The 23,313-nt window shown below is 62.4% G+C and carries 15 protein-coding genes, 1 tRNA gene and 2 pseudogenes; 11 read left to right on the top strand and 7 right to left on the bottom strand.

Annotation, left to right across the window (positions count from 1 at the left end; genetic code table 11):
• Positions 1-10 precede the first annotated feature (10 nt).
• From acs to WS62_RS36130, 7 genes are all read left to right on the top strand, one after another.
• Positions 11-1,993, top strand: coding sequence for an acetate--CoA ligase (gene acs, locus WS62_RS09000; protein ID WP_066570293.1), 1,983 nt, complete (start codon positions 11-13; stop codon positions 1,991-1,993).
• Positions 1,994-2,142: 149 nt separating this feature from the next.
• Entirely contained in the window at positions 2,143-2,463 is a 321-nt protein-coding gene (locus WS62_RS09005; protein WP_197422803.1) for a DUF4212 domain-containing protein, read from the top strand.
• Positions 2,457-4,472, top strand: a complete 2,016-nt coding sequence (locus tag WS62_RS09010; protein ID WP_066570295.1) for a VC_2705 family sodium/solute symporter — start codon at positions 2,457-2,459, stop codon at positions 4,470-4,472. The genes WS62_RS09005 and WS62_RS09010 overlap by 7 nt, the downstream gene beginning before the upstream one ends.
• 62 nt (positions 4,473-4,534) lie before the next feature.
• Positions 4,535-4,625: transfer RNA gene (locus tag WS62_RS09015), tRNA-Ser, on the top strand.
• Positions 4,626-4,726: 101 nt separating this feature from the next.
• Positions 4,727-6,262, top strand: coding sequence for a site-specific integrase (locus WS62_RS09020; RefSeq protein ID WP_197422797.1), 1,536 nt, complete (start codon positions 4,727-4,729; stop codon positions 6,260-6,262).
• Positions 6,263-6,304: 42 nt separating this feature from the next.
• Positions 6,305-7,063, top strand: a complete 759-nt coding sequence (locus tag WS62_RS09025; RefSeq protein ID WP_066570302.1) for an HNH endonuclease — start codon at positions 6,305-6,307, stop codon at positions 7,061-7,063.
• A gap of 17 nt (positions 7,064-7,080) precedes the next feature.
• Positions 7,081-7,821, top strand: coding sequence for a hypothetical protein (locus tag WS62_RS36130; RefSeq protein ID WP_197422798.1), 741 nt, complete (start codon positions 7,081-7,083; stop codon positions 7,819-7,821).
• Between the two features lie 73 nt (positions 7,822-7,894).
• Here the strand turns inward: WS62_RS36130 and WS62_RS09035 are convergent, their stop codons facing one another.
• On the bottom strand, positions 7,895-8,851 hold the full coding sequence (locus WS62_RS09035) for a hypothetical protein (protein ID WP_066570307.1): 957 nt from the start codon (positions 8,849-8,851) through the stop codon (positions 7,895-7,897).
• Between the two features lie 359 nt (positions 8,852-9,210).
• Between WS62_RS09035 and WS62_RS09040 the strand changes: the two genes are divergently transcribed.
• Both WS62_RS09040 and WS62_RS33045 read left to right on the top strand, forming a co-directional pair.
• A complete protein-coding gene (locus WS62_RS09040; RefSeq protein ID WP_156440917.1) occupies positions 9,211-9,867 on the top strand; it encodes a hypothetical protein in 657 nt (218 codons plus the stop codon).
• A gap of 518 nt (positions 9,868-10,385) precedes the next feature.
• A pseudogene (locus tag WS62_RS33045) lies at positions 10,386-10,526 on the top strand (IS3 family transposase); the annotation flags it as partial.
• On the opposite strand, the gene WS62_RS37985 reads toward WS62_RS33045, so the two are convergent.
• The gene (locus tag WS62_RS37985; protein WP_231748237.1) at positions 10,499-10,777 is read right to left on the bottom strand and encodes a hypothetical protein; all 279 of its coding nucleotides are present in this window, start codon (positions 10,775-10,777) and stop codon (positions 10,499-10,501) included. The pseudogene WS62_RS33045 and the gene WS62_RS37985 overlap by 28 nt on opposite strands.
• Positions 10,778-11,457: 680 nt before the next feature.
• On the opposite strand from WS62_RS37985, the gene WS62_RS09045 reads away from it, so the two are divergent.
• The gene (locus WS62_RS09045) at positions 11,458-13,488 is read left to right on the top strand and encodes a YadA family autotransporter adhesin (RefSeq protein ID WP_197422799.1); all 2,031 of its coding nucleotides are present in this window, start codon (positions 11,458-11,460) and stop codon (positions 13,486-13,488) included.
• A 69-nt stretch (positions 13,489-13,557) separates the two neighbouring features.
• On the opposite strand, the pseudogene WS62_RS33055 reads toward WS62_RS09045, so the two are convergent.
• The 5 genes and pseudogenes from WS62_RS33055 to sbcD form a co-directional block, all read right to left on the bottom strand.
• Positions 13,558-13,732: pseudogene (locus WS62_RS33055) on the bottom strand (IS6 family transposase); the annotation flags it as partial.
• Positions 13,733-13,863: 131 nt separating this feature from the next.
• Positions 13,864-14,679: an alpha/beta hydrolase gene (locus WS62_RS09050; RefSeq protein WP_066570314.1), complete on the bottom strand. Its 816-nt coding sequence runs from the start codon at positions 14,677-14,679 to the stop codon at positions 13,864-13,866.
• A 13-nt stretch (positions 14,680-14,692) separates the two neighbouring features.
• Positions 14,693-15,997 carry an MASE1 domain-containing protein gene (locus WS62_RS09055; RefSeq protein ID WP_066570317.1) on the bottom strand — a complete coding sequence of 435 codons (1,305 nt, stop codon included), beginning with the start codon at positions 15,995-15,997 and terminating at the stop codon, positions 14,693-14,695.
• Positions 15,998-16,360: 363 nt separating this feature from the next.
• The gene (gene sbcC / locus WS62_RS09060) at positions 16,361-19,843 is read right to left on the bottom strand and encodes an exonuclease subunit SbcC (protein ID WP_066570319.1); all 3,483 of its coding nucleotides are present in this window, start codon (positions 19,841-19,843) and stop codon (positions 16,361-16,363) included.
• A complete protein-coding gene (sbcD, locus tag WS62_RS09065; RefSeq protein ID WP_066570321.1) occupies positions 19,840-21,081 on the bottom strand; it encodes an exonuclease subunit SbcD in 1,242 nt (413 codons plus the stop codon). The genes sbcC and sbcD overlap by 4 nt, the downstream gene beginning before the upstream one ends.
• Before the next feature lie 291 nt (positions 21,082-21,372).
• Here sbcD and WS62_RS09070 point away from each other — a divergent pair, with 291 nt between their 5' ends.
• Positions 21,373-23,079 (top strand): thiamine pyrophosphate-binding protein, encoded by a 1,707-nt coding sequence (locus WS62_RS09070; protein WP_082720820.1) that lies wholly within the window; start codon positions 21,373-21,375, stop codon positions 23,077-23,079.
• Positions 23,080-23,313: the final 234 nt, after the last annotated feature.

The raw sequence follows: 23,313 nt of genomic DNA on the forward strand, positions 1-23,313 counted from the left end.
GGGGTAGTCGATGTCTGCGATTGAATCGGTTCTGCACGAACGCCGCCAGTTTGCGCCGCCCGCCGCCGTGGAAAAGGCGGCCGCGATTTCCGGCATGGCGGCTTATCGGACGCTCGTCGAAGAGGCCGAGCGCGATTACGAAGGATTCTGGGCGCGGCTCGCGCGCGAGACGCTCGAATGGCGCAAGCCGTTCGGCAAGGTGCTCGACGAGTCGAATGCGCCGTTCTACAAGTGGTTCGAGGACGGCGAGCTGAACGCGTCGTACAACTGCCTCGACCGGCACGTCGCCGCGGGCGTCGGCGAGCGCGTCGCGGTGATCTTCGAGGCCGACGACGGCACTGTCACGCGCGTCACGTACGCCGATCTGCTCGCGCGCGTCGCCCGCTTCGCGAACGCGCTGAAGAAGCGCGGCATCGGCCGGGGCGACCGCGTCGTCATCTACATCCCGATGTCGGTCGAAGGGATCGTCGCGATGCAGGCGTGCGCGCGGATCGGCGCGACGCACTCGGTCGTGTTCGGCGGCTTCTCGTCGAAGTCGCTGCACGAGCGCATCGTCGACGTCGGCGCGACCGCGCTCGTCACTGCCGACGAGCAGATGCGCGGCGGCAAGACGTTGCCGCTCAAGAACATCGCCGACGAGGCGCTCGCGATGGGCGGCTGCGACGCGGTGAAGAGCGTGTTCGTCTATCGCCGCACGGGCGGCAAGGTCGACTGGCACGAAGGCCGCGACGTCTGGATGCACGAGGCCGTCGCAAACGAATCCGACACGTGCGAGCCCGAGTGGGTGAGCGCCGAGCATCCGCTCTTCATCCTCTACACGTCCGGCTCGACGGGCAAGCCGAAGGGCGTCCAGCACGGCACGGGCGGCTATCTACTGTGGGCCGCGCAGACGATGAAGTGGACGTTCGACTGGAAGCCGGCCGACGTGTTCTGGTGCACGGCCGACATCGGCTGGGTCACGGGCCACTCGTACATCACGTACGGGCCGCTCGCCGTCGGCGCGACGCAGCTCGTGTTCGAAGGCGTGCCGACCTATCCGGACGCGGGCCGCTTCTGGAAGATGATCGGCGACCACCGGGTCTCCGTGTTCTACACCGCGCCGACCGCGATCCGTTCGCTGATCAAGGCGGCCGAAGCCGACGAGCACGTGCATCCGAAGAGCTACGACCTGTCGAGCCTGCGCATCATCGGCACGGTCGGCGAGCCGATCAATCCGGAAGCGTGGATCTGGTATCACAAGAATGTCGGCGGCGAGCGCTGCCCGATCGTCGATACCTGGTGGCAGACCGAGACGGGCGGCCACATGATCACGCCGCTGCCGGGCGCGACGCCGACCGTGCCGGGCTCGTGCACGCTGCCGCTGCCGGGCATCATGGCCGCGGTCGTCGACGAGACCGGCCAGGACGTGCCGAACGGGCAGGGCGGCATTCTCGTCGTCAAGCGTCCGTGGCCGGCGATGGCGCGCACGATCTGGGGCGACCCGGAACGCTTCAAGAAGAGCTATTACCCCGAAGAGCTCGGCGGCAGCCTCTATCTCGCGGGCGACGGCACCGTGCGCGACAAGGAAACCGGCTACTTCACGATCATGGGCCGCATCGACGACGTGCTGAACGTGTCCGGACACCGGCTCGGCACGATGGAGATCGAGTCGGCGCTCGTGTCGCACGAGCTCGTCGCCGAAGCGGCGGTCGTCGGCCGGCCGGACGACACGACGGGCGAAGCCGTTGTCGCCTTCGTCGTGCTGAAGCGCTCGCGTCCGGAAGGCGAAGAGGCGGCGGCGCTCGCGAAGGTGCTGCGCGACTGGGTCGGCAAGGAAATCGGGCCGATCGCGAAGCCGAAGGACATCCGCTTCGGCGACAACCTGCCGAAGACGCGATCGGGCAAGATCATGCGGCGCCTGCTGCGCTCGCTCGCGAAGGGCGAGGCGATCACGCAGGATACGTCGACGCTCGAAAACCCCGCGATCCTAGAGCAGCTCGCCGAAGTGCGCTGAGCGCGTCAGACGCGCGGCGCGTGATCGAATACGCGTCGTTCGAGCCCCTGCGCGGCAATCCCGATTGCCTGCGCAGGGGCTTTTTGCTACACAAGCGCATGGCCGCTCCTTCTTCCTCGACGTCGACGCATGCCGCCGAACCGCCGCCCGTGCCGGCGACGCTTGCGCGCGCACATGCGCGCTACTGGCGTTTCAACGTCGCGCTGATCGCGATGCTGATGACGATCGGCTTCGCCGTATCGTTCGTCGTGCCGCTCTTCGCCCCGGCGCTCGCGTCTCTGCGCTTCGCCGGCTTCAGCCTGCCGTTCTACGTCGGCGCGCAAGGCGCGATCCTCGTCTACCTCGCGCTGATCGCCGTCTACATCGTGCTGATGCAGCGCGCGGACCGGACCCTGCGGCGCGACTACGAAGCTTACGCGGACGAAGCGCAACATAACGACGCCGTTCCGACGGATGCCGACGGATGCTGACGAATCGACTGGTTCGGGCGTACGCGCTGTATACGATCGGCTTCGCCGCATTCGTGCTGCTGCTCTGGCGGATCGAGCGCGCGACCGGGCCGGGCGTGTGGATCGGCTACGTGTTCCTGTTCGTGCCGATCGCGGTCTATGCGGTGATCGGATTGCTGTCGCGTACGTCGGATCTCGTCGAATACTACGTTGCCGGGCGGCGCGTGCCGTCCGCGTTCAACGGGATGGCGACCGCCGCCGACTGGCTCTCGGCCGCATCGTTCATCGGCCTCGCAGGGTCGCTCTACTCGACCGGCTACGACGCGCTCGCGTACCTGATGGGCTGGACAGGCGGCTTCTGCCTCGTCGCGTTCCTGCTCGCGCCGTACGTACGCAAGCTCGCGCGCTATACGATTCCCGACTTTCTCGGCACGCGCTTCTCGAGCACGCTCGTCAGGGCGCTCGCGGCGGTCGCCGCGATCCTGTGCTCGTTCGTCTATCTCGTCGCGCAGATACAGGGCATCGGCCTCATCGCGACGCGCTTCATCGGTGTCGACTTCTCGATCGGCATCTTCTGCGGACTTGCGGGGATCCTCGTCTGCTCGTTTCTTGGCGGGATGCGCGCGGTCACGTGGACCCAGGTCGCGCAGTACATCATTCTGATCATCGCGATCCTGCTGCCGGTTTCGCTGATCGCGATGAAGAACGGCCTCGGGCCCGTGCCGCAGTTCAACTACGGCCACCTGATGTCGCGCGTCGAAACGCTCGAGGCGCAGGTGCGCGACGCGCCGCAGGAACGGCAGGTGCGCGACGCGTATCGCCGACAGGCGGCCGAGATCCAGTCGCGGCTCGATCGGCTGCCGGCCTCGTATGAAGACGCGCATGCGAGGCTCGCGAACGAAGTCGCCGCGCTGCGCCGGCACAACGGGCCGCTGCGGGAGATCAACCAGCGCGAGCGGGAGCTCGCCGAGTTTCCGCGCGATCCCGCGGCGGCGCGGGTCGTGTGGGAGCAGATGCGCGACGATCTGCTCGCGCGCGCGGCTGATCCGGTGCCGATGCATGAGCCGTTTCCGGCCGCGAGCGATGACGACCGCCGACCGCGCGAACGGAACTTCCTCGCGCTGCTGCTGTGCCTGTCGCTCGGCACGGCGAGCTTGCCGCACATCCTGACGCGCTACAACACGACGACGTCGGTCGCGTCCGCACGCCGCTCGGTCGGCTGGACGCTGTTTTTCATCGCGCTGTTCTACTTGACGGTGCCGGTGCTCGCGGTGCTCATCAAGTACGAGATCCTGACGAACCTGGTGGGGCGGCCGTTTGCCGATCTGCCCGCGTGGATCACGCAATGGCACAGATTCGAGCCGGGGCTCATCAGCGTCGTCGACCAGCTCCGCGACGGCATTGTTCATTGGTCCGAGATCCAGATGCAGCCCGACATCGTCGTGCTCGCGGCGCCGGAGATCGCGGGGCTGCCGTACGTCGTGTCGGGGCTGGTCGCGGCGGGCGCGCTCGCCGCGGCGCTGTCGACGGCGGACGGCTTGCTGCTGACGATCGCGAACGCGCTGTCGCACGACGTCTACTACCACATGGTTGCGCCTGACGCGTCGAGCCAGCGGCGCGTGACGATCTCGAAGGTGCTGCTGCTCGGCGTCGCGCTGTTCGCGTCGTACGTCGCGTCGCTGAATACCGGGAAGATCCTGTTTCTCGTCGGGGCGGCATTCTCGCTCGCGGCTTCGAGCTTCTTCCCGGTGCTCGTGCTTGGCGTGTTCTGGAAGCGCACGACGACGCGCGGCGCGGTCGCGGGGATGGTGACGGGGCTCGGCGTGTGCATCTACTACATCGTGTCGACATACCCGTTCTTCACGCAGATCACGGGCTTCGCGGGGCCGAGCTGGTTCGGCATCGAGCCGATCAGCTCCGGTGTGTTCGGCGTGCCGGCGGGGTTCGCGATGGCGATCGTCGCGAGCCTGCTGGATCGGCGGCCGGATGCGTATACGAACGCGCTCGTCGACTATATCCGGCATCCTTGATGTCGGGTTTCTCCCGGGGGTGGCGGCCTGTCCCCGGAGTTTGCTATACTTGCCGTCTTCCCGGAGAGATGGATGAGTGGTTTAAGTCGCACGCCTGGAAAGCGTGTATAGGTTAATAACCTATCGGGGGTTCGAATCCCCCTCTCTCCGCCAGCGGACCTCTTAGCCTTGTCAGGCTTGGAATCCCCGCCAGATAAGGCCCTCCGGGCCGGTCTGCCACAGGTGGGTGTTACACTTGGACCATGAGCGAGCCAATGTGTACCCATCTTGCCAAGCGCGGTTCCGTCTACTACTTCCGCCGCAAAATCCCGCTTGACCTGATTGCCCATTACGACGGCAAGAATGAGGTCATGCGCTCCCTACGCACGTCCGATAAACGCGAAGCCGAGAAACTGGCACGCGAGGAAGGTGTACGACTCGACCGCGAATTCGCACAACTGCGCGAATCGCCCTCCGAAGCGGATCGGTCAGGCGGTGGAAACGGTCCGCAGCCGCCCTCCCGCCGCACCCAACCTATCGATGTTGACTACGCGGCGGGTAAGCACTTGGCGTATCTACGCAAGGCCCGGGACGACGCGGTGGCGCAGGGCGAAGTCGCACTCGAAGTGTTCATGGACCGGCAGCGCCTTCAGCTTGCGGAGCACGAGGACATATTGCAGGGCAAGGCGGAGCCGTATCAGCCGATTGGGCGACATGAGGCGCAGCGCAATGCCCTTCGGGCGTTCCTGTTCGGTGACGGCAGCGTTATCGAGTTCAACAGCCATGCGGCAGGACCGCGTCCTGCACCGGCCACCGCCCGCCACTCAGTAAGTTCAGGAACCGAGCTATCGGACCTCATCGACAAATGGGCGGCGGAAAAGCAACCGAAGCCGAAGACGGTCAGTCGGACGCGCAGCATCGCGCTAGATTTCGCGAAGCGCGTCGGCGTCTCGCGTACCCATCAGATCACCCGGCAGCACATCTTACAGTTCAAGGACGCTTTGCTGGCGGACGGCCAGAGCGCGGCGAACATCAACGTCAAGTTGCCCATGCTCGGCGTGATATTCAACTATGCCTGCGGCAACGATCTCGGGATGTCCTCGAACCCTGCCGCAAAGATTCGCGTAGCTGACAAGCGGCGAGCCAAGGACAAACGGCGCGAGTTCAACACAGCGGCGCTCAACGCCATTTTCGGTAGCCGCGTCTATACCGAGGGCTATCGTCCGCTTGCGGGCGGCGGCGAGGCTGCATACTGGCTCCCTCTGCTTGCCCTGTTCACCGGCGCACGCATCGAGGAATTGGCGCAGTTGCGCCCCGAGGACGTGTACGAAGAAAACTACACAGACAGACACGGAGCCGAGCAGAAGGCTTGGGTATTACGAATCACCGGGAATCTAGCCGAGGGACAGGAGATCAAGACGGAGAGCAGCGAACGGCGCGTCCCGTTACATACTGAACTCATCCGTCTGGGATTCGTTCAATTCGCCCAAGAGGCCAAGGGGCGCTCGCGAATCTTTCACAAGCTGCGCCCTGACGTGGACGGCAAAGAGAGCGGAAATTTTTCGAAGTGGTTCAGCCGTTACCTTCGGGCAGATTGCAAGGTGACGGATGAGCGAATGGTGTTCCACTCTTTCCGTCACACGTTCAAGCACCTTGCGCGACTTGCAGGCGTCTCCACTGAGGTCCATAACGCTTTGACCGGTCATGTAACCGGTGACGTGGCAGACAACTACGGAGGTCTTTCGTATCCGCTCGCCCCGCTGGTCGAAGCGATGTCACGATACCGAGTCTCGGGCGTGTATTTCCAGTAACGCGTATCAAATCGGGTAGAACTTTGTGTCACCGGGGAACTTATGACCTTCGCTAACGTAAATGATCCTGATGCGGTTCGCCGCGCAGTGCAAGAATTTGACGAACTTGTACGAGACGCATTCCTTCAGAAATACGGCTTTGGTAGAGCGCGGGACTATTTCCTGTTGGTAGAAGGCAAACGCTATGATTCGAAAGCGATCTTCGGCGCAGCGCATGGTTATCAGTTCCCCGACCTGGGGCCGCTCCACTGGAAACAGTTCAGCGGCGGCGCATTGACGGTCGAGCGGCTCCTCGAACGAATGGGCTTTGTGGTCGTTGGGCCCCGCCGGGCGCTAGACGAAGATTTGACCATTGCGCGAGAAGAGGTGGAGAGGTCGGGCGGATTCGACCCACATGACATTGAAGACGCACGCAAACGAACGTTCGCTGCCATCGTCATGCGCCAAGGGCAGTCTCTCTTTCGTCGTGAACTCCTTCGAGCTTACCAAGGCCGGTGTGCGATCACCGCATGCGACGTCACAGAAGTGCTGGAAGCCGCGCACATTATTCCGTATCAGGGCACGCAGACCAACCATATGAGCAACGGGCTTCTTCTGCGTGCCGATTTGCACACCTTGTTTGATCTCGGCTTGCTCGCAATCGCCCCCTCTTCAAGCACGGTTGTCATCGCCCCCTCGTTGCGCATGACGCACTACGGCTCGCTCCACGGGCAGAGCTTGTGGCTTCCGGCATCGACTAAAGACCGCCCAAGCGGGGAGGCGTTGTCAGTTCATTACCTTAAGACTGGCCTCGCGCCTTAGCATAGGGGGCAAAGGCCGTGAGCGAAACGCCGTTGATGACGATCTTCAAATGCACTCGACCAGTTGTATTCGAGACTGGCTTTCCGGACTATCCTTACTCCCTGCGCGGTACGGCGTTCATCGTTCGTTTTCTCGGCCTGCACTTTGTTCTTACTGCCGCCCACGTCATACGCGACTTCGAGGCATCGCAAGTTCGATTTCAATACCACCCGAACAGTCCAGATTTTATCCCATTGAAACGGCTGTACCGAATACATGGCGATGACGCCGACGATAGTGACCAATACGACATTGTCGTATTTTTGGTAAATGAACAAACCCTTGATCCCGTTCGGTTCCAAGGCTATTTTCCGTATGATTTGCAGCCGGTAGATGCCTTGACAATCTACAACTCAACAGCGAATTACGCATTTCGAGGTTTTCCCACGCATTTGCGCGAAACGGAATACGAACTGAGGCGGATAAAAATGCAGTCGATGTTGGGGGACGCGAAATATGAGAGACGCTCTTCCCGAAACCAGATGCACGTAATTCGCGTAAATCGGGTAGCCGAGATCGGTGATTTCGATGGACTCAGTGGTTCGCCGGTCTTCCAGATCAATCATATTGACGGCAGGTATAGCAGCGAAGCGTTTGCCGGAATGGTACTTCGGGGAACTGCCACCGCTGGCACTCTCGAATTCTTGGAGCACGGCAAGGTCATCAGCGTGCTAACGAAAATTGTAGACGGCGACGTCAAAGAGGACACGACGGCCTGATTCGCCTGTCGCCTGCAAGGCCCCATAGCTATGCTGTCGCCGCCTACAACGTGGTCGTTTCAATTGTGGCTCGCTATTCGGTCTCATCGTCGGGCGTCGGTACAGACTCCCATTCGCAGGCTTGACATACCGTCACGTACGGCGGGTCTACCTCCAGCTCCGGGGTGTAGAAGCTCCTCAGTTGGTACGAGCCACATTGTGGGCACCGGTCGGGCCGCTCGGATTCTTTTCGAATCACTGCGGAAGAAAAGACTTCAAGGACGTGGTGCGTGGCGTCCAAGGTCAACTGCGCGTCAATGGCGAGTGCATTGGAAGTGTGAGTAAGCCAATTCGCCATCTGCCATGCAGAGGCAGACACTTGCTTTAGGTACGAGCGTATATCTTTCGAATGGGCACCGGGTGCGGCCCAGTCAGCAATCATCTCGGCCCATTCCATGAAGTTTCCCCGCTTTGGAATCGCCGCGCCCTCCGGTATCTCAACGTACTCGGGCGCTGTCCGGACGAACGCAAGCAGGCACTCCCTGCACTTCATTCCGATGGCTTGGAAGTCTTCCGCCTCTGCCGCGTGGTCCATAGTAGCTGCTGCCTGCTCCCACCGCCGCCAGGCCGCGGCGAACCGGCTTTGGTTCGAAGACCCGGCCTTGCGTTGGTCACGCGCAGCGATTCGAGCCATTAGCCCGACATGAAACGAGATCAAATAGTCGAGGCTCGGAAACTCAGTCTGCGAGTAGAGATTCGTGGGGTTCGTAATCACCCACCAACGCCCGTCCGTAGCATGGACATCCCACACGACGTGCTTTCGTCCAAAGACGACCTCCGTCTTGATCCTCTCAAGATGGCGGACTCGAATAGGCTCATGATCGTCGGTCTTGTTCGACTGCCATTCGTAGTATTCGATGATTTCCTGCTCGTCGCGCTCCGAGCGACCTAGCACCGTTTTGCGGACATTCTCGATGAGTGGAACGGTTGGCAACGTGCAATTGCCTTCGGCGGGCACAGCCGCCCCTTCACTGTCGTTTGTGGTACTCATAGTATCTGCCCGTGATGTTGTGGTCTTGCGCGCTCGAAGACTGCAAATGCTCCGAAATTTACAGCGGGACTTCTACATCGCCACTAGCGACGGTAGTGGTCGTGCTCGTATTGACCGATTTGCCGGCATACAGATTCGGTGCCGCCAAGGCGTAGGCAGTTCTCGTACGCTCGTTGCGCGACCTGTCCAGCATGCGACCGGTCGAAGAATGCGTACAACAAGACAACCGCGCACACGGTAACTGCGGCGAGCGGCAACAGAAGTGACTTCACAGATATTCCATGAATCGTATAATGTGTGCAAATTGTAAGGTATGTGGCTGCGCAACCAATTTACGGGGAATCATGAGGACGCTTATATTGACCTTAGCGGCAATCGCCGCGCTGAATGCGTGCGGCCAATCTGAGGGGACGACCGCTGCGCCGCCGAGCGCGCAATCGGCCTCGCCGGTATCCGATCCTAGCCCCTTGGCAAATGCGCCCGTCAGTGCCCAAGCCGCATCAGTTGATGTGTGGGCGACCCTTAGCCCGGAGACGTTTCGAAAGCTGTATGACGAACTCGCGCAGGCTAACGGCGACGACACCATTAAGCGGATGAGCAAGACGAAAGACGGAGTTGCGGTGGTACTCAGCGACACCCAGTTTCAGCGCGGGGTAGCCGAAATGAAGAAGCTGGATTTGGCGAATGGGCGATTCAAAAGCAAGCTGGGCATCCGCCTGTCCATCGACAGCAAGGGCGGCGTGACGAAAATAACAGTGGTCGGCGACCGATCCGATCCCATCAACCTCATGCGCTTTATCGGCGCGGTGGGCGTAGTCAATACTATGCTGAACCCTGGCCTAGACGAGAAAGCCAACACGGACTTCCTTGCGACCCTCGGCCTCATGAGGGGCGATGATGACCCGTCCGTCGGACAGCCGGTTTCCTCGTTCAACCACGGCGGCGCGTTTCAATGCGTGTCAATGCCATCCGACCAAACAACAGGTGTTGGCTGCGTCGTAGAGCCGCGATCATAGCCCTCGGGCCGAATTGGCACCCTAACGTCGGCCCTTGCGCATACGCTTCTCGGCACCCTTCCACTCGTCGCTCCTGATGCGCCGCTCGGCTTCCGTCCTCACCCGATCAGTCAATTTCATCCAGCCAGATATCGGGGTCTCCAGCATGCAGTGCAAGCATTGAACCGTAGTATCGTCGCCGGGGTTCATCGGCATTCCGTGTTGATCGCTCTCACATTTGCGGCAGAACATCCTCGGGTTCACCACGCGGTTGGTCTTCGTCCGAAGCTGGACGCTCAGAGCATGCTGGACGCAGTTGTTGCCAGCCCTGCCAAGTTTATCGAACTCATGTTGCTGAAGGAGCTGATTGAGTCGTCCGCCATTGATGCGGAGGACACATTTGTCGGTGGAGGGTTCGGGCCAGGCGTCTACCTGGGCAGCGCTAGCCAGGCTTCAAAACGCCACCTCCAGCTTGCTGAGGTTGAGTACACGGTCAACTCGAAACATGGATTCACGCCACGCGCTACCGGACGCATCAGGACGCGAAGGCCGACCTGTTCGAATACATCGAAGTGTTTTACAACCGCAGTCGTCGTCATTCGTCGCTCGGCTCTGTTTCTCCAGGGCGGTTCCTTCGAGACTGGATCAAAGCTCAGCAGACCAAGGACGCCGCTGCATAACTCGGGACCGTTGGAAGGCGAAAAACCGAGGGAACCTCCGTCGTGGCCGATAACACGCAATGCATGTAGACCTGACGGTGGCGAGCAGGTAAGAATGAACTGTTTCGATCGATGAATGGATTCGCCCGCAACGCGTTCTCCATGCCGCGCTTGCCGTCTTCGACCCAGTTCTCAACCTCGGAAGGTGACAAGTCGTACGTTCGGCTGGCTACTGCCACCGTCGTCTTGCCTTGGATGATGTCCGGCACCAACGCGCTCTTGCCTTTCGCCGTCCATCCTTGTGCTCATCGTCGTTTTGTCCAGTTATGACGTGAGCAGGTTTTCACTGGGGCGGTACAACTCACTGCGCTGCTTCCGGATCAGGCGCACTGCACGCTCTCGGACTTCCGGGAAAACTTGCTTTGCTTCTTGCTCGTGACTTCATTTACTCAGGAGTTGGAGCTCCCACCAAAACCGGTGGCGATTCAGTGTGGCATAGGATCGCTTTCCCATTAAATCAGGTGTTTGCCCGATTCGGCTGCGCATGTCGTGCGAAATAATAGGCATAGCAATCGTGGGCCTCGTGCATTTCACGGTTTGAGGGCTGGACCGTCGGCATCTTGAAGTTTTGCAGATCAATATTGCCAATCGTTTCCGAGATTACAGGAAATAAAAGAACATATGTCGTACGGAGGATAATTTTCGCAAGGTGATTTGAATGAGAATTTTGGAATGGACTTGGAGGTATATGGAGCGGCTTGCTGCGCGCCGTGTGATGAATTATTTTGACGATATATCTTCTCTGGAAAGGAGGGCTTATTTGGGAGCCGTGCGAGGCGTTTCATGTCGAATTATATCGGTAGTCACATGTATTGCGATGAGCTCTTTTTTAAGTATCGCATATGCATCGCCTATTTATGGAATTGGGCGGAGCGACGGCGATTCTGATGAGATGAAAAAACCAACAAAGGAGTTATATCGAATTCTTAACTTTCCAGATTATATTCTCGAAGACGAGCGCCGAAAAATCGTTGATAAATATATGAATGCACGCGATGAGTATTTGCGCGGCGTTGACGGCGATCCGCGCGATCCTCCGCCGGTGGCAATCGGGCAATCAGACGACAAGATGGGCAGCGAATGGGACAATTGGCTGCATGATACGGCCACGGATATCATCCACGAGATTGCCAACATCAGCAACGGTGAGGCGGGTCTCGTGCAAGAGGACGCCGAGACGGGCGTCATCAGGGTGGCGAAGGAAACAGGCGGCGCTGAGGTCGACTTTGCCAGTCAGAATACTGAAGGTGAAATGCGTACTCGCCGGCTGACTGGTATTGCTGAAGGCACGAGCGACGATGATGCAGCCACCTTCGGCCAGTTGCGGGCGGTGAAGAGCATGACGGACCAGAACACGACGGATATCGCAGCGGCCAGCACGCTGGCGTCCGCGAACGCACTGGCGATGGCCAAAGCGTTGGGCGGTGGGGCCATAGTGGATGTGAACGATAAGATCACGGCCCCCTCGTACACGGTGGGCGGTACGGAGATGAACAACGTGGGCGATGCGCTGGCTAATCTCGACGGCCGAACGACGTCGAACACGGACGCGATCACCAGCATCACCGACCAGATCAGCAACATCAGCAACGGCGAGGTAGGCCCGGCGCAGCAGGATGCTGATACCAAGGTCATCACCGTGGCGGCTGCAACGGGCGGCGCGTCCATCGACGTGTCGGGCACGGATGGCGTGCGCGCGCTTTCCGGCGTGAAAGAGGCCACGCTGTCCGATACGAGCACCGAGGCGGTAACCGGCAAGCAATTGAATGCGACCAATACCGCCTTGGGTGCGCTGCAGGCCAGCGCCGTTCGGTACGACAATGCCGGCAAGAGCAGCATAACGTTCAACAGCGGCGGCAGCGCCGTGCAACTGAAGAACGTCGCTGACGGCACGGAAAATTCGGATGCAGTCAACCTCGGGCAACTGAAGAATGCGGGCATGATGAAGGAGGACGGTTCCAGCAACGCGGTCACTTACGGCGACACCGACAAGAGCACTGTCGAACTCGCCGGTTCGGACGGTACCACGCTGACCAACGTGAAAGCCGGGAGCGTAACGGCCGCCAGCACGGACGCCGTCAACGGCGGCCAGCTGTATGGCGCCTATCAATCGTCGGCCGAGGCGTTGGGAGGTGGTGCGACCATCAGCGCGAACGGCGTGTGGAATGGCCCCTCATACACCTTCGCGAGCGGCACAAGCTTCAACAACGTGGGAGATGCGTTGGGCAATCTGGATCAGCGTGTGAGCACGCTGGAAAGCGGTGGCAGCCCCGATAACGGCAATCCGGCCAACAATGGCATGTTCGATGGCCAGGGCGCCAATCGCGAGAGCCAGGAAACCGCACAGGCCAGCGGCACGTTTCCCACGGCGTCGGGGGCCCACATCGTCGCCAGCGGCAGCAATTCGACGGCAAGCGGTGCCAATGCGGTCGCTTCGGCCGATAACAGCGTGGCGCTCGGCGCGGATTCGGTCGCGGACCGCGCGAACAGCGTGTCGGTTGGCGCGGCGGGCGGCGAGCGGCAGATCACCAACGTCGCCGCCGGCATGGCGCCCACCGATGCGGCGAACCTGCGGCAGGTGAACCATGCACTCGCGTCGGCGAACCGGTACACCGACAGTTCGGTTCAGTCGCTGAGCAATACGATGAACCAGCGTTTTGACGACACGAACCGCGCGATCAACCAAGTCGCGATGAGCGCGTACGCGGGGATCGCAGCCGCGATGGCGATGCCTAACATGATGCCGTCCGGCCCGGGCAAGACGATCGTTGCGGCAGGCGGCGCCACCTACAAGGGGGGCGGCGCGATGGCTGCCGGTGCGACCTACCGTTCGCGCGACGGCAAGTGGCTGGTGAATGGCGCAGTCTCCGCCACGTCGATGGGCGACGCAGGGGTCCGCGCCCAGGTCGGCTATGAGTTCTGACAGAACGGCGCCGCGTCGCGCGGGGTGCGCCGAGAAAGCGGGGGAGCGAACTTTGAGGCTGCCAGCGCCGAACTTGTTGCACCAGCGGCGAATCGTTTCATGGCTGACAGTCACGCCACGCTCGAACAGCAGCTTCTCGATGTCGCGAAGGCTCAGCTGGAAGCTGAGAATACCAACGCACCGCGTGGCTGATGATCGACGCCGGAAACCGGTGGCCGTGGTAAAGCGATTTCGACTTTTTCATCATGCCATCTTAGCCGGCACCCTCGTCAACGTGACAATGCCATGGGCGACTGGGGGCTGGAATCATACCGGGCCTGGCTGGCCAAGCCCCGATTATCCCGGCGGGAAGATAGTAACGGGGCCCATTCGCGTTCACGGATCGACCCGCCCCATCCTGCGCGCCATCGCCGGACTCACCGCATGCGACGGATCGAAGCCGAAAAACGTCAGAACCTGCCGGGCGACTTCGTCGCGATCGTTGTCCGCGCAGATCATGTGGTAGCTGTTCTCCAGCACGATCCCGCGCGCGTCGGGCAAGTGCTTCAGCAGGAAGTCGGCCGAGCGCAGGCTCGTCAGCTCGTCCTCGCGCGCATGCAGCACGAGCGTCGGGCATTGCGTGTCGGCTGCGGCTGCGTGCGCCCAGTCTCGCATCCGGTCGACCTGGCGAATGCACGCAAGCGGCACCCATGGGTAGTGGAAATTGTCCTGACGCTCGAACTTCTTCTTCACGATCGCACGAATCGTCGGATTCTTGATGCCGAACGGCTCGCCCTCGTCGACGCGCAGCCGCTCCGACACGCCCGGCACGCGATACAGCAGATGTCTGAGCGATCGGTACCAGGGGGTCGACCAGCCGTCGATGAACATCGGCGTAGCCAGCAACGCGAGCCGTCCGCGCGCATGCCGCACGCGCTGACACAGCAGCAGCGCGACGAGTGCGCCCATGCACATGCCCGCGACATGCAGGGTCTCGTACTCGCCCTCGAGCGCGCGATACTGCTCGGCGACCGCGTCGAGCCACGCTTCCGCGCGCACGCCGACGAGATCCTCGGGGCGCGTGCCGTGCCCCGGCAGCGTGATCATGTGCGTATTGCCGCCCGCTCGGCGCATCGCCTTGTGCAGCGAGCCGAGATCGTACTGCGTCCCGCCGAGCCCGTGGATCAGCAGAATGCCTGTTTGGCCGGTCATGGCGCCCGCTCGCTCATTCGTCCGCCTGCCACACGCGCTCGATCTGCCAGACGCCCGCGACGACCGTCACGTCGACGTTCGAGTCGAGCAGCGGCGCGCCGTGGTCGGTGATCGTCTGCGTCCCGCCGTCGCGCTGCACGACGCGCAGCGATAGCGACGCGCGCTCCTCGCCCGCGATCTCGGCGCGCCAGTAGTCGCGCAGCGCGTCGCGGTCGCCGGGGTGCACGCGTTCGAGCACGAGCGACACGCTCGCGATCTGCGCGGCGCCGACGCCGACGCCGACGCCGACGCCGAATACGCGCTCGACGTCCCCGCTCCAGTCGATTCGCCCGGATTGCGGATCGAGCACGTACGCGATCTGGCCGGCGCTCGCGAGCGCGAGTTCCATGTTGTTCTGCAGCACCGCCGCGTGTTCGTGCACGCGTTCTCTGGTCGTTTTCAGCGTACTCACCGTCAGCACCAGCAGCGACGCAACCGCGAGATAGAGCTGGGCCTCGAGCAGCGAGCGGCCGTGATGCGCGTCGAGCGATGCGAACGGGCCGTCGCCCTGCGCGGTCTGCATGATCACGATCAGCGCGAGCGCGAGCACCGACGATGAGCCTGCGCGGCCGCCCAGCAACAGCGTCGCCGCGACGGTCAGGAACAGCGGGATGTAGGTCATCGCGAAGCCGGCGCCGATGCCGAATTTCGACGCGCTGTCGCCATCGAAGATCGCGAAGGCGCCGATCACGACCAGCACGAACGCGCCGATGCCGAGAATCAGGTCGAAGCGCTCGTGATCGCCCGAGCGGTGCGCGCGGAAGCGCGACCATGACGCGAGCACCGGCGTGACCAGCAGCACGCCGACGAAATCGGACGCGGCCCACACGAGGCCGACGTCGATGAACGACGCGCCCTTGACGACCGCGTACCAGGCCGCTCCGCCGATCGCGCCGAGCACGCCCGCGATCACGCCGGCCAGGATCACCGAGCGCAGGAAATACAGGCCTTCGAGCGAGAAACGGATGCGCCGCACGAACCCTACCGCGAGCGCGGCCGCGCCGACCTCGTCGATCGTGAACAGCGCCGCGTTGAACAGGTTGCCGTGCTCGATACCCGTCAGCGCGAGCTGCGCGGCCAGGAACGCGGCGGCCAGCTTCGGCCATTCGCGCACGGGGCGCAGCATGAACGCGCCGATCGTGACACCGGCCGGCAACCAGATGTAGCCCGTCAGCCGGACGGGACCGTTGAACGTATGCGAGATATAGCCGGTCGCGAGATACAGCATCGCCCAGAGCAGTGCGGCGACGAGTCCTGTCCGGGAACGCTTGGTATGCATCGAGGATTCCTGTGTGCTGCGGCGCGCAGGGCGAGCGTGCCGCCCAGTCCGTTAGAGGCGACGTGCCGGTGTCTGCAGATGCGAGCATGATATGCGTTCAGCACGCGGAGGTGAATACCGGGGCGACGTGACCCGGCCTCGTTTTCACGTGCGGCGTCTCGCGCAGCGATACGTAAGGTTTCGTATTCGGCGAGGGTGAGGTAGTGGATCGAAGTGTGCATGTGCTGTCTATTGTAATAGCTGTCGATCCAATCGACGCTTGGAGCAGCCCCCTGAAGCGCCGGGCACAGTCACCCACTTACGGTAACGGGCAGGCTTCGCAATCGATGCCGTTAAGTTCAGCCGTATCGATCAGACTGTCGCTTAAATGACAAGGCGCGAATGCCCAATGCCTCCACCTTTCTCGACCCTGATTTGAGTGGCAATGCGATCCTTGAGTCCATCGACGTGACTGATGACGCCAATCATCTTGCCACTCGCGTTGAGTGCGTCGAGTGCATTGAGGGCAATCTCCAGCGTGTCGCCATCGAGCGTGCCGAATCCTTCATCCAGGAACAGCGAGTCGATCGATGTCTTGTGACTCACGAGATCGGATAGCGCCAGCGCGAGCGCAAGACTGACAAGGAAGCTCTCGCCGCCCGACAGGGTGCGCGTGTCGCGCGTCGCATCGGCCTGCCATCGGTCGACGATCTCCAGCTCGAGTTCGCCCGTCGATTTGCGCCTCAGCAGATAGCGCGCATGCAGGCGGTCGAGATGCCGGTTCGCAAGCGTCAGAAGGTGGTCGAGCGTCAATCCCTGGGCAAATTTCCTGAATTTGTCGCCCTTGGCGGAGCCGATCAGCGAATCGAGACGCTGCCAGACGTCGGTCTCCTTCGCTTGCGCTTCGATTTGCGCGAAAAGCGCCTGCTGGCTGCGGCGCAATTCGTCATCGCGCGTCAGCAGTCCGCGCTTGCCGCCGAGTTGCCCGTTGATCGACGCGGTTTGCGCGTCCAGCGACTCGATTTGCGTCGTTAGCTCGTCGAGCGTCGCCTCGGATCGTGTCGGCTGAGACTGCACGCTCGCGAGCTTTTCATGCGCGGATTGCAGCAGTGCGCTTGCCGTCTGTTTGCCCTGTTCGCATTGCTGCTTCAGGGTCTGCAGACGCTTGCGCTCGTCGGCCGGCAGCAACGCGGCAAGAAATGCCGGCAGGTCGGGAAGCGGACTCGTCGCAAGCGCCGTTTGCCATGTTGCGGCAGCCTCGGCCAGGGTCGCGCGTTGCTGTGTCTGAAGGCCATCGAGCTGCGTGATGCGGCCGTCGAGCGATGCCAGCGCATGCGTGAACGATTCGATTCTGTCCACGCATGCCGACAACGCGTGTGCCGGATCATCGATCGCGGAGAAGTCGACGATCGCATCGGCGTCCGTGGCGTCTGTCGCGTCCGTTGCATCCGTTCGTTTTTGTTCGAGCTTGCGATGCCGCTCCCGCCACGTCTCCAATCGGGCGAGAGCCGCATCGCACTGCGCCTGCTGCCGGACACGCGCCTCCGACAGCGTTTGCAGCCGCTGTTGCATGCGTTGCCATTCCCGCCACTCGTCTTCGCGCGAGCGCAACCATGTATCGGCGTTTGCGGGCAGTTCGGCTTGCTCGAATTCCGCTTCGCGAATCGATGCCAGAAGTGCGCCTTCGTCACGCGTCAGCGCGGCCCGCAAGTCGGCAAGCTCCCGTCGGATTTCAGCCTGGCGTTCGTTCATCCCCTGAATGGCCTGCTCCAGCAACGCATGCGCGGCGCGGGCCGTTTGCAGCGCCTCCGCACGCTCGGCATCGACCTTGCGCGCGCCATTCAGTTCGTCTTCGGCTTGCTCGGCGGCATCCAGCGTTTGCTTCAGCGCCGCTGCGGCACCTTCGGCCAATTCCCTGCGTTCCGCGAGCCGTTCGGGAAGCGACCAGTCGGTGCGATCGAGCGGCTGGTCCGACTCCATCGATGCGGCCAGTTCGTCCCAGTTGCGCTGGCCCTGTTCGATCTCCGTCAGCAGACGCTCGTTCCGTGCCTGTTGCTGCTGGTATGTCGCGCGACGAGCCGCCAAGCTTTCCGAAGCGCTGCGCATTTGCTGGTCGGACGCCTGTATTGCCGCCTTCAGCGCGCGCAACGCGTTGGCGGTCGCCGAAACGTCAATGGCGCCATAAGCCTCGATCGCCGGGTGTTCGAGCGAACCGCAAAGCGGACACGCTTCGCCGGGTTGCAGCCGTTCGCGGTGTTCCGCGAGGCTGCGGATGATCTGTTCCTGTTCAAGCAGCTTCTGTTTGTCCGCTGCCTGCTCGTTCAGCTTGCCGTTTTCGGCTTGCAGAGCGTTCAGCCGGGGTTCGTGCTCGGCCATCTCCGCTTCGATCCGCTTCAGGCTTTCGACCAACGAATTCTGTTCGCTCGCATACGCGCGCTGTCGATTCGCCAGCTCTTCCAGCTTTTGCCACGCGACGAGATTGCGCTGAGCCGCTTGCCAGCGCTGGCGCCCATCGACCAGCGTGCTGCCGGCCAGACGCTGTTCTTGTGCGGCATGCAGTGCCCGGAGCCGTGTGTTCGCCTCCGACTTCGCTTGCTCGGCCCGTTCCACCGCCGCGACTTGCGTCGCGCTTTTTCCGCGCTCGTCCGCGAGTTTGCCGTCCAGTTCGCTGCCGGCCTTCTCGCGGCCCTGAATCGCGTCGGCGGTTTGCTGGCGATGGTCGAACTGCTGACGCCAGACGCCGATTCGCTCCCCAAGCGTCGCATGGTGCCGATTCGACGCGCATCGCTCGTCGAGCTGACGCTTTTCGGAATCGAGCGTTTCCAGTTGCCGTTGCGCATCCGCGCTGGTGCGCTCGGCCAGCTGCACGGCAATCCCGTGCTCGCGGTACTGCGTTGCCGCTTGGGCGACCCGGTCGCAACGGCGCTCCGCCAGTTCCGTCTCGGTCTTTTTGCAAGCGGCTTCCGCGCTCTGCAGTGCGTCGTAGAGCGGGCGCAGTGTTTCGGCGGGCTCGCTCGCGGCGAGTCGCGCCAGATCGCCGGCTGCCGCGTCGAATGCGGCGCGGGCCTTCGCGAGCCCTGCCTGTGCGGCCTGAATGGCTCCTTCCGCCTGGGCCATGTCCACGCGCCATTGCCGATGGGCGCGGAGTGTCTTCAACTGGCCGGCCAGCGTGCCGAGCTGCGCCGCGAGGGATGCGATCTCCTGCTGCATCGTTTCGCGTTGCTCGGTTGTCAGCAGGTCCATGCCGTTCGCCTGCACGCGCAGGTTCTTCAGCAGTTCGCTGGCCGCGCCGGCCCGTTCGTAGACGCGACGCGAAATCTCGCTGTAAATTTCGGTGCCCGTCAGTTCTTCCAGAAGCTCCGCGCGATCGTTGGCGTTCGCGTTCAGGAATGCGGCGAAGCCGCCTTGCGCGAGCAGCATCGAGCGTGTGAAGCGCGGAAAGTCGAGACGGGTGATCTCGGTCACGCGCTTGAGCTTCTCGCTGATCTGATTCGCCAGGATCGTGCCGTCGCCTTTCGCCAGTTCGACTTTGGGCTGCTGGAGTGCGCCGTCGACTTTGTCGCGTGCGCGGCGCTGGCTCCAGAACGCGCGGTAGACCTCGCCCTTCACCTCGAATTCCACTTCCGCGAGGCAATCGGCGGTGTGGCGCGTCATGATGTCGTTGACCGACGCGGACACTGTCTTGATCCGCGGCGTCTCGTGATAGAGCGCGAGGCAGATCGCATCGAGCAGCGTCGATTTGCCGGCGCCGGTCGGGCCGACGATCGCGAACAGCCCGTTGTCGGAGAACGGGGGTTTCGTGAAATCGATGCGCCACTCGCCCTTCAGCGAATTGAGGTTTTTGAGACGCAGACTGCGGATCTTCATGCGGCGTCCTCCGTGGTGGCCGCGACGATCGTCCGGTAGCGCTCGGTGAGCGACTGGCGCAAATTCTCGGGGAGATCCTCCTGTTCCAGCCGTCGGGCGAACACGTCGTGCGGATCGAGTTCGTCGAGCGTGACCCCGGCATCCGCCGTCAATTGCGCCGCCGCATTGCCGCGATCGCGGCGGATGCGCAGCACCTCCAGCGGCAGGTTCTCGGCGAGCGCTTGAATTCTTGCCGGAAGGTCGGACAGGTAGTCGTCTTCGGCGACCGTCACCTCCAGCCACGCCGGGTGCTCGGGTGTCGCGTTCTGCGCGATGCGCGGGAACGCATCGGCGAGCGACTTCAGATTACCGAGCAACGAAACGAGACGCTGGAATGCGGGCACGGGCAACGGCGTGACGGCCCGGAGGCCCGACTCGTCAAGGTCCACGAGCAACACTTCCTTTTGCTGCGAGGCTTCGTCGAAGCTGAGCGCGATGGGCGAGCCGCTGTAGCGGATGTGTTCGAGCCCGCCCACTTTCTGCGGCCGATGGATATGCCCGAGCGCCAGATAGTCGACCGGAGGAAATGCCGTGGTCGGAAACGCATCGAGCGTGCCGACGTAGATCTCGCGAACCGATTCGGTCGCGCTTGCGCCGACCGTCGTGAGATGGCCCGTCGCGATCAACGGCAAGCGTCGCCCGGTTTCCTGCGAGAGCTTGTCGCGGAGCGCGCTCGCGGCTTCGAACGTGGCTCGGTAGTAGGACTGGATCGAACGCAACAACAGTTGCTGCTTGTCCTCGGCGCTTTGTCCGGATTCGCTGCGCATCACGTCGCGTGCGCGGATGAACGGAATCGCGCAGACGACGCATCCGGGCATGCGGCCGGCATCGGCGCCGCGCTTCGGGAGGATGCGGATCTGGTCTTGTGGGGCGTCGGCGGACGGGACGACGCTCGCCGAGAGGCGTTCAAGCAAGGCGCTGCTTTCCCGCAACGTGGCGACGGAGTCGTGGTTGCCGCCGAGCAGCAGCAGCGCGACGCCGGCTTCATGCAGGCGCACGACGAGCTGGCTGTAGAGTTCGCGCGCATAGCTGGGCGGTGTGCCCGTATCGAAGATATCGCCGGCGATGACGACCGCATCGACGGCGTGGTCCTCGACCTGAACCATGAGCCAGTCAATGAGCGCTTGATGCTCCGCTTGACGGCTTTTTCCCATGAAACTCTGGCCCAGATGCCAATCGGACGTGTGAAGAACGCGCATAGTGAGGCAAGAAGATTGCAACTTATATGGTGAGCGAAGGTTCGGGGGCGGTGTCGATACCCATGGCCGTTGACGATTGCTGAACGATCAACGCGCTGGTTTGCCGGCGACCCGCCTTCTTCGATAGGGCCAACGGGCTTCCGGAAAAGCCCGTCAATATCCCCTGGATTCTGCCAGCAATCGCTATTACGATGTCGCCGGAGAAGGCATCTGAATTGCTGCTCCGCACTTCTGACGAGTGCGCGCAACTTTATCCGTCGTTCTCCTGCAGATCGAAAAAAGCGATCCACGATGAAAGCATCAGACGCCATTGCCAGGTTCCTCGCCGCGCACGACGTCCAACATTGCTTCGAGCTGGTTGGCGGAATGATCACGCATCTGCTGGACAGTTTCTCGCAAAACGGGCGCTTCAACATCGTATCGATGCATCATGAGCAAGCCGCGGCCTTTGCGGCGGAAGGCGTCGCGCGCTGCCACATGGGCAGGAAAGTCGCCGTTGCATTGGGCACCAGCGGTCCCGGGACGACTAACCTGATCACGGGCATCGGCAGTTGCTGGCTGGATTCCGTGCCTTGCATGTTCATCACCGGGCAGGTCAATACTCATGAACTGAAGGGCGATCGGGCGATACGGCAGCAGGGCTTCCAGGAGCTCGACATCGTGCCGATGGTCAGTTCGATTACCAAGCATGCGGTCCAGGTGAGGGATGCGAGCGAACTGCTGCCGCAACTGCACGGCGCATTGTCGATCGCGCTGTCCGGCCGGCAGGGCCCGGTACTGATCGACATTCCGAATGACGTGCAGCGCAAGGAGATTCCGGATGCGGTCGTCGGTCAATGGCTGGACAAGCCATTGGCCGTGCTCGACCGGCATGCGCCCTGCATGCGCGACATCGACGCCATGCGCGACCTGTGCCGGACAGCCGAGCGGCCGCTCGTCTGCTTCGGGGGCGGCGCGCGCTGGGCGCCGTCGATGCCCGCATGGATCGCGGCATTGGAGCGCGCGAGGATACCCTACGTCAGCACTTTGATGGGACACGAGCGTGTGGTCGTCGACGCGCACTACTTCAATATGATTGGCGCGTACGGCAATCGGGAAGCGAACTGGGCCGTGCAAAACTGCGACCTGCTGATCGCGATCGGGGCGCGCCTCGACGTGCGCCAGACTGGCGCGGACACCGACGATTTCGCGCGCAATGCACGTGTCGTTCAGATCGACATCGACGCTGCGCAGTTGAACAATCGGATCAAGACCGCGCAGACCTTGTGCTGTGACGCGGAATCTTTCTTTCGATCCTTCCCTGTCGGCCTCGATACATTCGCTGCCGCCCGGCCGGATTGGGTCGAAAGACTCATGGCCCTGAGAACGAGGTACGCCCGCAACGAATATCCGGACTGGGACATCAGCCCCGGCGCCGTATTCGCGCTGCTGAACAAGGCGATGGCCGGCAAAGCCGTTCACTATGTGTGCGACGTCGGCAATCATCAGATGTGGGCCGCCCAGGGCCTTCGCCTCGGCAACATGCAAGCCGCCCACTACAGCGGCGGCATGGGCGCGATGGGTTTCGCGCTGCCGGCGGCGCTCGGTATCGCGTGTAGCGCAATCGGCAAAACCGTCGTGATCACGGGCGACGGCAGTCTGCAGATCAACATTCAGGAGCTCGATACGCTGAACCGGCTCCAGCTCGACGTGGCCGTCATCGTGATGAACAACTATTCGCTGGGAATGGTCAAGAATTTCCAGGACATGTATTTCGACGGCAGGAACACGTCGACGAAGCAGGGATATAGCTGCCCGTCCTTTGTCGATCTCGCTCGGGCATACGGTATCGCCGGCACGACGGTCAGCACGCCGGCCGAGCTGGAAAAGGCGATCGATAGGGTGACGGCCTCGACCCGGCCGGTGCTGGTGGAAATTGTAATGCCGTACGCGACGGAATGCCGGCCTCGGTTGGCGTTCGGCAACAAGCTCGACAACCAGCATCCGGAAATCGGCTAGGCGCTGTTTCGATGACTGTTCGCCGACGTCGCCGACGCCAACGTCGCCGTCGCCGTCGTCGCCGGCGCGGCGCATGCGAGCGTATCTGGACTCGTTCGTCGGGCGTGCAAGGCCAATGGCGTCGGCATGCGGGCTGCGTCGCGCGGCTTATTCGCCTTGCTGCGGGGCATGGAACCGTCGACGGCACCTGCCGCGTGCTGTCGTGCCGAGGCCTGTACGCCGGGCTGGCGCTAC

Origin of the sequence: Burkholderia sp. ABCPW 14 (assembly GCF_001523835.1) — a bacterium.
GTDB classification, from domain to species: domain Bacteria; phylum Pseudomonadota; class Gammaproteobacteria; order Burkholderiales; family Burkholderiaceae; genus Burkholderia; species Burkholderia mayonis.

Bases quoted from the DNA above. Each gene is read 5' to 3' on its own strand.
- acs (WP_066570293.1), top strand. From the start codon at position 11: ATGTCTGCGATTGAATCGGTTCTGCACGAACGCCGCCAGTTTGCGCCG.
- WS62_RS09010 (WP_066570295.1), top strand. From the start codon at position 2,457: ATGCTGACGAATCGACTGGTTCGGGCGTACGCGCTGTATACGATCGGC.
- WS62_RS09020 (WP_197422797.1), top strand. From the start codon at position 4,727: ATGTGTACCCATCTTGCCAAGCGCGGTTCCGTCTACTACTTCCGCCGC.
- WS62_RS09025 (WP_066570302.1), top strand. From the start codon at position 6,305: ATGACCTTCGCTAACGTAAATGATCCTGATGCGGTTCGCCGCGCAGTG.
- WS62_RS09035 (WP_066570307.1), bottom strand. From the start codon at position 8,851: ATGAGTACCACAAACGACAGTGAAGGGGCGGCTGTGCCCGCCGAAGGC.
- WS62_RS09045 (WP_197422799.1), top strand. From the start codon at position 11,458: ATGAAAAAACCAACAAAGGAGTTATATCGAATTCTTAACTTTCCAGAT.
- WS62_RS09050 (WP_066570314.1), bottom strand. From the start codon at position 14,679: ATGACCGGCCAAACAGGCATTCTGCTGATCCACGGGCTCGGCGGGACG.
- WS62_RS09055 (WP_066570317.1), bottom strand. From the start codon at position 15,997: ATGCATACCAAGCGTTCCCGGACAGGACTCGTCGCCGCACTGCTCTGG.
- sbcC (WP_066570319.1), bottom strand. From the start codon at position 19,843: ATGAAGATCCGCAGTCTGCGTCTCAAAAACCTCAATTCGCTGAAGGGC.
- sbcD (WP_066570321.1), bottom strand. From the start codon at position 21,081: ATGCGCGTTCTTCACACGTCCGATTGGCATCTGGGCCAGAGTTTCATG.
- WS62_RS09070 (WP_082720820.1), top strand. From the start codon at position 21,373: ATGAAAGCATCAGACGCCATTGCCAGGTTCCTCGCCGCGCACGACGTC.